Origin of the sequence: Pseudoalteromonas sp. A601, assembly GCF_002165575.1 — a bacterium.
Classification (GTDB): domain Bacteria; phylum Pseudomonadota; class Gammaproteobacteria; order Enterobacterales; family Alteromonadaceae; genus Pseudoalteromonas.
In genome coordinates this window covers 90632-103961 of sequence record NZ_MXQF01000004.1, presented here as the reverse complement: position 1 = coordinate 103961, position 13330 = coordinate 90632, and the positions used below count along the sequence as shown (strand labels likewise).

General features: G+C 39.1%; 12 protein-coding genes. 7 read left to right on the top strand and 5 right to left on the bottom strand.

Annotation, left to right across the window (positions count from 1 at the left end; all coding sequences use genetic code 11):
* Positions 1–4 precede the first annotated feature (4 nt).
* Positions 5–904, bottom strand: coding sequence for an ATP phosphoribosyltransferase (hisG, locus tag B5G52_RS04465; protein ID WP_087531501.1), 900 nt, complete (start codon positions 902–904; stop codon positions 5–7).
* Between the two features lie 357 nt (positions 905–1261).
* Between hisG and B5G52_RS04460 the strand changes: the two genes are divergently transcribed.
* A complete protein-coding gene (locus tag B5G52_RS04460; protein ID WP_087531500.1) occupies positions 1262–1495 on the top strand; it encodes a hypothetical protein in 234 nt (77 codons plus the stop codon).
* 89 nt (positions 1496–1584) lie between these two features.
* Here B5G52_RS04460 and B5G52_RS04455 read toward each other — a convergent pair whose 3' ends face one another.
* Positions 1585–2865: a sodium:proton antiporter gene (locus tag B5G52_RS04455; RefSeq protein WP_087531499.1), complete on the bottom strand. Its 1281-nt coding sequence runs from the start codon at positions 2863–2865 to the stop codon at positions 1585–1587.
* Between the two features lie 302 nt (positions 2866–3167).
* Between B5G52_RS04455 and B5G52_RS04450 the strand changes: the two genes are divergently transcribed.
* The 3 genes from B5G52_RS04450 to B5G52_RS04440 all read left to right on the top strand — a co-directional run bounded on the left by B5G52_RS04450 (position 3168) and on the right by B5G52_RS04440 (position 6211).
* Complete coding sequence (locus B5G52_RS04450) at positions 3168–5084, top strand: ATP-dependent DNA helicase (protein ID WP_087531498.1); 1917 nt, start codon at positions 3168–3170, stop codon at positions 5082–5084.
* Between the two features lie 11 nt (positions 5085–5095).
* On the top strand, positions 5096–5806 hold the full coding sequence (tsaB, locus tag B5G52_RS04445) for a tRNA (adenosine(37)-N6)-threonylcarbamoyltransferase complex dimerization subunit type 1 TsaB (protein ID WP_087531497.1): 711 nt from the start codon (positions 5096–5098) through the stop codon (positions 5804–5806).
* A gap of 72 nt (positions 5807–5878) precedes the next feature.
* Positions 5879–6211, top strand: a complete 333-nt coding sequence (locus tag B5G52_RS04440; RefSeq protein ID WP_087531496.1) for a hypothetical protein — start codon at positions 5879–5881, stop codon at positions 6209–6211.
* A gap of 188 nt (positions 6212–6399) precedes the next feature.
* Here B5G52_RS04440 and B5G52_RS04435 read toward each other — a convergent pair whose 3' ends face one another.
* Positions 6400–7686, bottom strand: coding sequence for an alkaline phosphatase (locus B5G52_RS04435; protein WP_087531495.1), 1287 nt, complete (start codon positions 7684–7686; stop codon positions 6400–6402).
* Positions 7687–7786: 100 nt separating this feature from the next.
* Here B5G52_RS04435 and B5G52_RS04430 point away from each other — a divergent pair, with 100 nt between their 5' ends.
* The 3 genes from B5G52_RS04430 to rnd all read left to right on the top strand — a co-directional run bounded on the left by B5G52_RS04430 (position 7787) and on the right by rnd (position 11592).
* The gene (locus tag B5G52_RS04430; protein WP_087531494.1) at positions 7787–8638 is read left to right on the top strand and encodes an alpha/beta fold hydrolase; all 852 of its coding nucleotides are present in this window, start codon (positions 7787–7789) and stop codon (positions 8636–8638) included.
* Between the two features lie 120 nt (positions 8639–8758).
* Positions 8759–10411: a long-chain-fatty-acid--CoA ligase FadD gene (gene fadD / locus B5G52_RS04425; protein WP_087531493.1), complete on the top strand. Its 1653-nt coding sequence runs from the start codon at positions 8759–8761 to the stop codon at positions 10409–10411.
* Between the two features lie 50 nt (positions 10412–10461).
* Positions 10462–11592: a ribonuclease D gene (gene rnd, locus B5G52_RS04420; protein ID WP_087531492.1), complete on the top strand. Its 1131-nt coding sequence runs from the start codon at positions 10462–10464 to the stop codon at positions 11590–11592.
* A gap of 60 nt (positions 11593–11652) precedes the next feature.
* Here the strand turns inward: rnd and B5G52_RS04415 are convergent, their stop codons facing one another.
* The gene (locus B5G52_RS04415) at positions 11653–12519 is read right to left on the bottom strand and encodes a sugar phosphate isomerase/epimerase (RefSeq protein WP_087531491.1); all 867 of its coding nucleotides are present in this window, start codon (positions 12517–12519) and stop codon (positions 11653–11655) included.
* 60 nt (positions 12520–12579) lie between these two features.
* On the bottom strand, positions 12580–13329 hold the full coding sequence (locus B5G52_RS04410) for a gluconate 2-dehydrogenase subunit 3 family protein (RefSeq protein ID WP_087531490.1): 750 nt from the start codon (positions 13327–13329) through the stop codon (positions 12580–12582).
* Position 13330 lies beyond the last annotated feature (1 nt).

Genomic DNA, 13330 nt, shown 5'->3' with positions numbered 1-13330 from the left:
CTAGTTACTCCATCATTTTTTCAATTGGCATAACTAAGATAGAGTTCGCGCCCAGCGCTTTAAGTTGCTCCATCGTTTCCCAAAATAGTGTTTCGCTGCTCACCATGTGTAGTGCAACATAATCATCAGAGCCAGCTAAAGCAAGAAGTGTAGGTTGGCCAGTGCCAGGGAGTAGGTCACAAATCTCATCAAGCTTATCTTTTGGTGCGTGTAGCATGATGTACTTGCTTTCTTTAGCTTGTTTAACACCACGTAAGCGTGGCATTAGCTTATTGATTAGAGCTAGCTTATCAGCATCTTGTAAGTCTTTATTTTGAATTAAACAGGCGTTTGATTCTAAAATAGTATCGCCTTGCATTAAGCCGTTTGCTTCAAGTGTTGCACCGGTAGATACTAAGTCACAAATGGCATCAGCAAGACCAGCACGAGGCGCTACTTCAACAGAGCCTGTAAGCATAACGGTGCTGGCGTTAATACCTTCACGTTTTAAGTATTGCGTTAGAATTTCAGGGTAAGTGGTGGCAATACGCTTACCTTCAAACCAGCTTTTATCTTGTGAACCAAGCTCTTGTGGCCATGCAAGCGCTAGGCGGCAAAAGCCAAAATCAAGTTTTGCTAGTTTATTTATCTCACTTGGCACACCTTGACGTTCGCGTTCTGCTTGTACTTCTACAAGTACATTTTCGCCTACGATGCCTAAGTCACACACGCCGTCCATCACAAGGCCCGGGATATCGTCATCGCGTACGCGCAGTACGTCAATTGGCATATTGGTAGAGTGTGCAATTAAGCGCTGCTCACGTAAATTAAGTTTAACACCTAATTGTTTAAGTAAGTCTTGGCAATCTTTAGAAAGGCGGCCACCTTTTTGAATGGCGATACGTAGACGGTTGCTGTTACTCATTATTCATTTTCCTTTAATTTAAAAACTAAAAACCCCGAGGGAACCTCAGGGCGAAAATGAATCTAGTATGTTGATTCGCCAGAGGTTCCTTTTAGGAATAACCTCTCAGCGAAAGACCTGACAGGTTATTCCGGTGAATGGTGGTGATGATGTACTGTTGTCAGGTTCAAGCGCATTATAATATTTCCTAAATAACTTTTGTTTTGTATTACAGTGTCGAAACAAAAGAGTTTAATCTGTTTAAGTAAATTTCACATATAGAAAAACATATTTTTGTTACAGATGGCAAGTTTTTTTTGCATAAATTAAAGAATAAGCTATAACGGCCGATGATAAGAGTGACCAAAGGAGGAACGTATGGATATTATGATCCCTTACATAGGGCAAATAACTCGATTGCAGGTTGAGTCTAAAGGTGCTTTTCATATTGCGGGTCTAAAAGACTCGAACGCGCAGCGAATTGAACGGGAAAAGCGGCAAAAAAGGGAGTTGTCTCGACAAACTAAAATGGCAGAAAAAACTGTGCAAGAAAGAAAAAAACAGCAAGAAAACAACAGCGAAGAAGACAAGCACTTAGATACATGGGCGTAAAAGGTGTGGTAGTTTATTCACCCCAAGAGGATAATTAATTAGTTTTAACTTAGCCGCGATAAGCTTATCGCGGCGAGGACTGTTCAATTTTACTTTTCTTTGTTGGCACTGATACTACTTTGAATGAGAGGAGAAATAGTTAGACCCTGAACAATAATAGAGAATATCACGACCACATAAGTGATTATAACAATAAGGTTGTGTAAATCTGATTGCCCAATAAACACCTCATCACGTGGGATTGCCGCGGCCATTGCCAGTGCCAAACCACCACGCAAGCCACCCCAAGTTAAAATTTTCACTGTGTGTTTGTCATAGTGTCGAAATTTCTTAAAGAAGATAAACGGTGCGCCAACACTGATAAAACGGGCAAAAAGTACCATGGGTACCATAAGTAAACCCAAGCCAATTTCAGCTAAGCTGATGGGCATAGTGACAATTAGCATACCAATAATCAAAAACAATAATGCATTTAGAAAACTATCAGTGGCGTGCCAAAAATCTTTTACGTATCGAGTGTCTTCAGGCCCTGTGCGCTCAGTGGCCTTGCTACGGGTGATATTACCAAGCAATATTCCGCTGGTGACCATGGCCAATGCACCTGATATTTCCCAAATATTGGCAGCGGCAAATCCTGCTGTTGGGATAGTTAAAGTAAGTAATAAACGAATGTTGACATCGCGGCTGTTAATTATTAAAAAATGTCCCACTAGCGCAATAACTAAACCAAACGCAATACCACCAATGGCATCAACTAAGAATAACTCGCCTACATCAACTACCGTTGCTTCAGTGCCATAAAACGCCACTGCAAAAATGGTGGTGAAGATCACTAAACCAATACCATCGTTAAACAGTGACTCGCCTTCAACCTGTACAGATATTCCTTCTGGAGCACGCATTTGTTTGATAATAGCAAGTACAGCGATAGGGTCGGTTGGGCTGATCAGTGCACCAAACAATAAACAGTAAATAAAGGGCACAGGCCAACCGAGTAGCTCAAATGCGTAAAAGCTTAAATAACCAATGATGAATGTTGAAGCTAAAGTTGAAAATAGCACCAAAGCAGTGATTTCCCAGCGTTGCTTTTTTAACGCCGCTAGGTTGATTTCTAACGCACCAGCAAATAGTAGAAACCCTAACATCCCTTTGAGTAATAATTGGTTAAAATTAATACTTGAAACAACTTGGGTGATCTCAAGTGCAGTAGAATCGCCTTGTAGTTTTACTGCTAAAATTAACAATAATGAAATCACAACTGAGCCTGTCGTTATGGCAATGGTGGTTTGCATTTTCAGTATATATTGGTTGGCAAAAGCAATAAAAATTGCAATTGCAGATAAAAAACAGATCAGATACCAAGCATTCATAGATTAACCTTCAATAATGTGAACCGGTACTTACACATAGTCCATTAAAATAGTTATGTGTTGTAACGTATTTGTCAGTTTTAAGCGATGTTATTCGGCTTTTACTATAGCTGGTGAGATTCACCATAACTCTATGGTACTCCTGTCTTTTCATAAGTCACAGTGAATACACATTTTTTATAATACGATTCCGTTTATTCTTATATACTTTTGAAACTTAACCTCTAAAAAGTTTTAGAATGTTGCATTCACTTGCTCTAGGGGGATACCTTACGTAAAATCACGCTATTATATTTAGTAAAGTGATCGTTATTATCAAACAGCTATTCAGTGCAACAGGCCCATTAGCGCTTTCCCTTGATGGATACACACCTAGGCAACCACAAATTGATATGGCTGTTGCGGTAAGCGAAGCACTGAAAAACCGTTCTCAACTTGTGGTTGAGGCGGGTACCGGGACGGGGAAAACCTATGCTTATTTAGCGCCTGCGCTTAAATCTAAAGGTAAAACAATCATTTCTACGGGTACAAAAGCTCTTCAAGAGCAGCTTTATCACCGTGATCTACCGCAATTAGTCAAAGCGCTTAGTGCCAGTAAAAAAACGGCCTTATTAAAAGGGCGCAGCAACTACTTATGTACATACCGATTGAATCAGCATGTTGCTCATGTGCCAACAGATGACTCTGATGTTATGCATCAACTCGCAATGGTGGCTAAATTTGCCAGTGAAACTCATACTGGTGATTTAGCCGATTGTATTGGCATTGAAGAAGACGCCAAAGTGCTTCCTTATGTTAGCTCTACGGCTGATAATTGCTTAGGCAAAGAATGTCCTGATTTTCAAGAATGTTATATCCGAAAAGCACGCTTAACTGCCATGGAAGCCGACGTTGTAGTCGTCAATCATCATTTGTTTTTTGCCGATATGGCTGTGAAAGATACAGGTTTTGCTGAACTTATCCCAACTGCAGATGCGTATATTTTTGATGAAGCTCATCAACTTAGCGAAATTGCTAGTGATTATTTTGGAGAGAGTGTTAGTAGCAAAAAGTTAATTGATTTAATTAATGATTTACGTGCTATTTATCGTGCTGAAATTCCAGATATGCTGCAATTAGGTAAAACACTTAATAAGTTAGAGACCAGTGTAGCTGATTTACGTTTACAGTTTGGATTAGACAGTAGCCGCGGGGATTGGCGAGAAAAACTTGCCAATAAAGATGTATGTGCAGCCTTGCACCGAGTGATTAGTGATTTAGATTTCCTATATCAAGTGCTGAAGCATTGTTTAGATAGAAGCGATAAAATAGAGCACCCTTTTGAGCGAACCCTTGCATTCAAAGGGCAATTAGAACGAGTATTTGATATTAGCCAAACGGGTTACAGTTACTGGTATGAAACGACACGTCGCTACTTAACCGTACATGTTACACCATTGAACGTATCCGTTAAGTTTGCACAAATGATGCAAGAGACTGGCGCCGGTTTTGTATTTACCTCGGCTACTTTATCGGTTGATAATGGCCTTGAACATTTTAATGCAAGCCTGGGTCTTAAGCCTGCAAAAAGCATGATGGTAGATAGTCCGTTTGATTATTATGAGCAAGCATTGTTATGTTTACCTCGCTATCTGCCTGAAACACATGCCGCTAATATGCCACATGCGATTATTAAGCATACTTTGGCATTGATAAAGGCTGCAAAGGGACGCTGTTTTGTCTTATTTACTAGCTATCGCATGATGCATTTAGTTGCCGAAGGGTTGAGTACACAAATAGACTATCCTATTTATATGCAAGGCCAAATGTCTAAACGCATCATTCTAGAAAAGTTTACCCGCCACGGCAATGCTGTATTATTAGGCACAGCTTCGTTCTGGGAAGGGGTTGATGTCAGAGGCAGTACGTTAAGTTGTGTTATTATAGATAAGTTACCATTTGCAGCCCCCGATGACCCGTTACTACAAGCTAAAATGCAAGATGCACAAATGCAAGGTCACGACCCATTTGCCTATATTCAATTGCCTCAAGCGGTCATCGCATTAAAACAAGGAGTGGGGCGATTAATACGTGATAATAAAGATAAAGGTGTATTAGTCATTTGTGACAATCGCTTAGTTACCCGCCAATATGGCCAAGTTTTTTTGAAAAGTTTACCGCCAATGCGCCGTACCAGAAGCATTGAAGTGGCGAGTGAATTTTTAGAACAGATAAATTAGAGAAACCAAACATGAGTAATACAGCAACTAATCATGCCGTAAATTTTTTAGCACTTGATGCATCAACAGAAGCACTTTCTTTGGTGTTAACTATAAATGGTCAGACATATTCGCATTTTGAAGAGTGCCCTCAGCAACACAGTCAAAAAATTCTTCCTTTAGTTGATGCTCTTTTAGAAAAAGCAAATTGCCGTTTGCAAGATTTAGACGTAATTGGCTTTGGACAAGGTCCGGGTAGTTTTACTGGTGTAAGAATTAGTGTTGCCATAGCTCAGGGTCTTGCTTATGCCTGTAATTTACCGTTAGTTGGTGTATCCACACTACAAATGATGGCGCAGCAAGCATATCAAGAAACCGGTGCAACAGAGGTATTTAGTGCCATTGATGCCCGTATGGGGGAAATTTATTACGCTCAATATACGCTTGCAGCAGATAGCACCATGGAATTAGTGGCTGAAGAACAAGTACTTAAGCCAGATAATCTTGATTTAAATAATAAGCAGGGGATGGCTGTTGGCACCGGCTGGCAAACTTACCCAGAAGCATTACAAGGTATTGCCGGTTTGACGCTTAATAATGACATTACGCTGCCAAATGCTTTGTATATGTCGGCATCAGTTATTAAAGGCTTTACCCATAACCAAACTGTAGAAGCGGCTCAAGCACAGCCTAAATATGTACGTGACACCGTAACCTGGAAAAAACTTCCTGGTCGCGAATAGAATAAATCACAAACTTGCAAGTTCACTGATTATGGCACATAATTCAATTGACCTTTTTGATGAGAACTGCATGTGACTTTACCCATTGGCTCAGGTTTTTACACGGGTGATATTCCCGGTAAGATTACCTCTAAACAGAATGTAGCTAATAAACCGCAACGTTTATTAGAGCAATCTAATGGCCATGAAAAAAAGCCCGAATATGTTAAATCGAGTCAAGAAGGCTTTGATCTTGCTCAGAAACTTCAATTAAACAGCAATAAAACAAATACACAATATCAACAAACTATCTATGATCAACCCTCAGCCAAAGTAAGCAAAGCTATTTCCACTTATACTGAATTTGCCAACCTTGAGCGTCGGGCTGAAGTACAAAATTTAATTGGTGTGGATATTTACGCTTAAATTAATCCTCACAATGACGCTAGCACTAATTAGATTAGCTGGTAAATGCAACGCAAATGTTGCTCAAAGGGTAGAAATGAATTGCATGAATCAGTAGTAAAAAAAGCCCAAATACATTCAATACAGGGCTTTTTATATAATAAAGCATTAGCGTTTAACGTGGTGTTGAACCTGTTAAAAAATAAAGCTTAATTATTTATAAAGTTTATTAATTTATCTGCAATTTCAACATTATCTATCGAACCTGTAAACTCAGATGCACCAGTACCGTAGGCAAAAACTTGTACGTCTACCGCTGTGTGACCGCCCGTTGTCCATCCGGTAAAGCTTGCTTTATTAATGATATCCTTAACAACTAAATTGAGTGCTTTTTCACCCAGTTTTTTAGCTTGCTCTAATTTCACTTTATTTTGCGGGCTAAATTCAATATTTGTATTTTCTTGCCATACTGTTTTTATATCACTGCTCTGAAGCAGCAGTGCAGTAAGGGTTGTAGCGGTTGCTTTTACGCCTTTAATGACATCAGTTTCCCATTTATACTGGCCATGGGCACCAATAGATAAACCACCAGTTGAGTGATCGGCCGTGACGACTAGCAGTGTGTCTGGGTTTTGATCTATATAAGCTTTAGCAAGCTCAATAGATTTTGCAAAGTCGTCCATCTCAGCCATCGCACATGCAATATCGTTAGCATGCCCGCACCAATCAATCTGGCTGCCTTCAATCATTACAAAAAAGCCATCTTTTTTGTTTTTATCGAGTAGAGTAAGGGCTTTATTAGTCATTTTAGCTAATCGCGTTGGATTTTCATCTAACGCATATGGCATACCCACAGGGGCATAAAGTCCTAGTGCTGGTAACTGTTTTATATCGCTTAATGAACTAAACTCATCGCTGTAATGGTAACCCGCGTCTTTAAATTCTTCGACGAGATTACGATCTTCGCGAATAAAGTACTTAGTACCACCGCCTAACATGAGATCAACAGGCAGTTTTCCCGCAATTTTGTTATCTATATAATCATTGGCAATTTCGTCATAGTTACGGCGAGATTCATTGTGAGAGGCAAAACTGGCGGGTGTTGCATGATTGATTTGCGATGTAGCAACTAAAGCAGTGATCATGCCTTTTTCTTTGGCAATTTCAAGCATTGTTTTAACTGGCTTTTTATCGGTATCAACGGCAATTGCACCATTATAACTTTTATGGCCAGAGCTCAGTGCTGTTGCGCTGGCTGCGCTATCAGTGACATAAGTATGATCGTCAGGATAAGTATGTGCCATGCCCATTAAAATTGTATCGAATACGGTATTTTCAATCTGCTTAGTTTTAGCGTCATCTTTATAATAACGATAAGCAGTGGTATACGCAGGGCCCATACCATCGCCAATCATGTAAATAATGTTTTTTGGTGCTTGCTCTGCATAGAGACTGCTTGAACATAGCAGTGCCAATAGGCTTAATTGTTTTTTCATTTTTGTACCCTGTGTATTGTATGGTGTTATTGTATATGCAATGTATTATAAATAAATGTATTTTTCGTTGAACAGCCCTAAAATATAGAGGAGTAACTAGGTGCAATCATTTTCAATTCAAAGTGGCGAATTAACACTTCATGGCCTAACCTTTGGCTCAGGCAAAGAAGTCGTGATTGCGTTACATGGTTGGTTAGATAACTGTCATAGTTTTATTCCGATGCTTGATGGTGCTCAACTTTATGCGACTTGGTACTGTATTGACTTTCCAGGACATGGCAAGTCAGATTGGCGCAGCGCCGATGCACATTATTACTTTGCTGATTATATTGATGATGTTTATAACTTAATACTTGAACTAGGAGTAGATAAAGTACACCTCGTAGGCCATTCTATGGGGGCAATGGCCGCAGGTCTTTTCGCCAGTTGTTTTCCCCAAAAGGTTCTCTCTGTCACTATGATTGAAGGTTTTGGTGTGATGACTACACCTAGTGATGAGGTGGTAAAACAATTACGTTTAGCGATACTAAAACGTCACCAAATACGCAATAGAAAACCGCGATTTTATGACTCGAAAGAGCAAGTTTACAAGGCGCGGGCGCTATCCACCGATTTATCGATGGAATTAATTGCTCTATTAATGGACAGAAATCTTGTGTCGACAGAGCAAGGAATACAGTTGACAACAGACCCTAAGCTCAAAAATCATTCAGGATTTAGATTTGATGAACCACAATGTATAGCAATTATAAATGAAATAAATGTGCCATGTCAGCTGATATTAGGTTCTGAAGGGTATCCGTTTGTAGTAGATAATTTAGCTAAATATAGTTGTTATTTCAAAGATTTAAATGTAGTTGAAGTGGATGGTGGGCACCATTGTCATATGCAAAGTAATGAGCAATGCCTATTGCAAGTTCATGCATTTATGCTGCAAACTGGTGCATGTTAATTGTATAATTGCCCCAAATGTGGGATTATTTGTCGATTAGAGTATTTGCTCGATTGTTAAAGTGCCTTACATAGTTTAAGGTTTAATAAAAATAAATTATAAACAGAACAGGAGCTAAGAGTGGAAAAGATCTGGCTTAAGCGCTACCCAGAAGGTATGCCTGAAACTATCGACCCTGAACACTATAATTCATTATTAGAAGTGTTTGAGAAGAGCTTCGCTGATTACAAAGATTTACCAGCCTTTACTAATATGGGCAAAACCTTAAGTTATAATGAGATGGACAGTGCAACTAAACGTGTTGCGTCTTATATCCAAAATGACTTAGGACTAAAAAAGGGTACAAAGGTTGCGGTCATGATGCCAAACCTGTTGCAAACACCAGTGACAATTTTAGGTATTCTACGTGCTGGTTGTGTAGTCGTTAATGTAAACCCACTTTATACAGTGCGTGAGCTCGAGCACCAACTTAATGATTCTGAGTCAGAGGCTATCTTTATCTTAGCTAACTTTGCTGACACATTAGAAAAAGCATTGGCTAAAACGAATGTAAAACACATTGTAGTGACACAAGTTGGCGATATGGTAGGTGGTGTTAAAAAACACATCGTAAACTTTGTCGTTAAACACATTAAAAAAATGGTGCCTACATATAATTTACCAAACCCAATTAAGTTTTCGCAGGCACTTGGCGGTGACGAAAATCGATACGTAAAGCCAGAAATTACTTTAAACGACCTTGCTTTTTTACAATACACAGGTGGCACAACCGGTGTATCAAAAGGTGCAATGTTAAGCCATGGCAATATGGTTGGTAATCTTGAGCAAGTATCTGGTTGTTTAGATAAAGTGCTTGAACGCGGTAAAGAAGTTGTTGTTACCGCATTACCGCTTTATCATATATTTGCTTTAACGGCTAACTGCCTTGCATTTATGAAGTACGGTGGACTTAACCTATTAATCACTAATCCGCGTGATATGCCTGGGTTTGTAAAAGAGCTAGGCCAGCATAAATTTACTGCTATTACTGGGGTAAATACGCTGTTCAATGGGTTATTAAATACCCCTGGATTTGCTGAGCTTGATTTTAGCCATCTTAAAATGTCATTAGGTGGTGGTATGGCTGTTCAGCGCCCTGTTGCTGAAAAATGGCAGTCAGTAACTAACACTAAATTAATGGAAGGCTACGGCTTAACTGAGTGTGCACCACTTGTTACTATTAGTCCGTATGATTTAGAAGCATATAACGGTTCAATTGGTCTACCTGCTCCAAGTACAGAACTTAAGCTTATGCTTGATAATGGCGAAGAGGCCGCAAAGGGTGAGCCAGGTGAGTTGTGGGTTAAAGGTCCTCAAGTAATGCTTGGCTATTATAACCGCCCAGATGCAACCGCTGAATGTTTAAAAGACGGCTGGTTTGCAACGGGTGATATTGCCACTTACGATGATGAAGGCTTCTTTTATATTGTGGATCGTAAAAAAGACATGATCATTGTATCTGGCTTTAATGTGTTCCCAAATGAGATTGAAGAAGTGGTTGCAATGCATGACGGTGTACTTGAATGTGCGGCTATCGGTATTCCTCACGATGTAAGTGGTGAGCAAGTTAAAGTTTTTATTGTTAAAAAAGACCCATCTTTAACTGAAAAAGATATAATAAAACACTGTCGTGATAATTTAACTAATTACAAAGTGCCTAAACTCGTTGAGTTTAGGGATGAGTTACCAAAAACCAATGTTGGTAAAATACTCAGAAGAGCTTTGAAAGATTAGCAACTATAAAAAAACCGGCAATTGCCGGTTTTTTTATTGTAGGAGCAAAAGTGCAATACCAATTGATCCAAACCCAAAATCAACTTAATGAGTTTGTAGAACAAATTCGTAATAAACCTTTATTGGCAATTGATACTGAGTTCATGCGTCGAAGAACACTTTACCCGGAAGTTGCGTTAGTTCAGGTATATGATGGAGAGCATCTTGCGCTGATAGACCCCTTAGCTGAACTATCATTGTTTGAGTTCTGGGAGATATTACGTGATGAAAATGTATTAAAAGTGCTGCATTCACCGTCAGAAGACATTGAGGTATTTCAAAAGTACGCAGGATTTGTTCCTACACCGTTATTTGATACCCAGTTTGCTTTGCAGTTACTTGGCCGTGGCAATTGCATGGGCTTTGCACACATGGTTAAAGCTTTACTTGACATTGATATCGATAAAAGTGAGTCCAGAACCAATTGGTTACAGCGTCCACTAACCCAGAAGCAGCTCGATTATGCTGCAGCGGATGTATATCACTTACTACCTTGCTTTAAGATCATTATCGAGCAAATTAATGAAGCAGACTATTTTCAGTTAGTTATCAATGAAACTAATTTAGTAGCGCAAAAGCGCGCTTATCAAGTGCCAGATGATTTATTATATAAAGATATAAAAAATGCATGGCAATTAAAGCCATCAGAGTTAGTGATTTTAAAAGAACTCGCTGCTTGGCGAAGAAATAAAGCAATACGTAAAAATTTAGCGCTTAATTTTGTCGTAAAAGAGCATAACCTTGTTGAGATAGCAAAGCGTAAACCAACAAGTTTAAATGCATTACGTAATATTCCAGACGTTGAAAATATTGAAGTGAATCGCTCTGGTGTAGAAATATTGAAGTGTATAGAACAAGCAAAAGTAATAGAGGTGTCTCAGTACCCTGAACAACTTAAGCGATTAATTGATTTTCCTGCTTATAAAAAAGTAGCTAAAGAAATTAAACAAAAAATTACTAAAGTGGCCAAAGAGCAGGGGATCCCTGAAGATGTTCTTGCATCTAAAAAACAAATAAATCAACTCATTAGCTGGAATTGGAAATTGACACCTGAGCAACGCACAACACACATAAAGCCTGATTTACTTAATTCTTGGCGGTATGACTACGTAAAAGAAGTATTGCAAGAGTGGGATGTGTAATTAACCAGAGTTCAGGTTAATTAGTTTGAACTCGCTTGTTTAAAGCGAGTTCTTAGCTTTTTATTGATTCATAGTAGCAAGAATAGTATCTAAATTAGCTTTTGATTTTGCAACACTTTGCAAAGGTGTAAGTCCTTGAGGGTACTCTTCTTGTTCAATCACGAGCCACTCAACCCCTCCATCAATCAGCAAAGACTTGATTATTTTTTGCCAAGGATAATCATTTTCACCAAATATTGGGCTTAAATTATCTCCTTTGTGAGTCCGTACTTTCAAATGTGTAGCTAAGGTTCTGCCTGGGTATTTTTTTATGTAATAAATAGGGTCTTTATTAGCGAAATGTACCCAGCCAATATCAAGCTGTAAGGGCATTGTTTTAGGGGTGTTGGTGGCTATGTTGTCCCAATATGTCGCATTTTTAAATTGCTCAAATTCCCTGTTATGGTTATGAAAGCCAATTGACATAGCATATTTCTGCGCTAACTCATTCACTTCACTTAGTTGCTTATTTAACGCTTTAATTCCTTTTGGATCCCATGCGCGTTCATCCCAAGGTACAAAAAGGAGACTCACACCAAGTGTTTTATAGAACAATAGTGTACTTTCTAACTTATCTTTTGTTAGTGAGTCAAACCCAATGTGTGCGCTACTTGCAACAAGCCCTAAATTGCTTAATCGAGTTCTAAGTGCACTTGGGTTTTCCTTGTAATTACCAAATTCTCCAGCAAACTCAACGCCGTTAAACCCCATATTTGCAAGTGCGTTTAAAGTACCATCAAAATCTTGTTTTAATTCATTTTTCACTGACCAAAGCTGAACGCTGATGGGTAGCGATGACTTTTTAGCCTGTAACGGCATCGACAGTAAAAGGCTTATAATCAATAAAGCTTTGCAGTAATAAAAAAACGAAATCTTGTTATTAATCATTATAAAACACCTATAAAGAAGCAGGGATTGCTCCCTGCTTTGGTCTGGGCTAACTAAAAATTAATCTTGGTATGCATACTCAGTTAATCCAAGCTCAGCTAACACGCTATCAAGATGTGCTTTTGCTTCACTAGTAGGGCCTGGGTAATCTCCGGCAATTGGCACATTGCCTAAATAACCAATATCTTTACAGCCTTGGGGAGTACAAAAATAAGCACCTAATACTAAATTTTTAAATCTTAAAAAGGCATTACCAATTCGTTGGAATTGAGCCGGTGTAGTATCATCAAAATAGGCAATATCATTTAAAATAGCAGTTTGTTGATCGCTGTTTAATGCGATAAATTGCTTTTTGAAACGCAAATTAGACTCGTCATCAATCCAAGCAAGGCCATGAAGAATAGTGACCCGATCCTTTTGTTGTCCGTTATAAGGAGAGCTTACCCATTCATCAATGACGCTGGGCACGTTGACATCAGTAGCGCTAGGGTTATTACCTTCTTTTGGCACAATGTAATCAGCTAAAACAGCAACTAGGTTTAATTGATGCTGAGTTAAGGTGAGCGGCCATGGAGATTCTGGAGGCATAACCATGTTAGGATCAGTGCCATAGCCCTTGGCTGTAATTGGCTTTAGATCTAACTCGGGCCAATGGCCTTTATCACTTATTTTTTCTTCCAGTGCTTTGCTGCAACCTGCAGAAAGTGATACTGCTGAACCTGCTGCAAGTAAACCGAGCCATTTAAGTGACTCTCGTCGAGTCATCCCAGAAATGTATTTATATGAATCAACACGATCTTCGTTATGCATG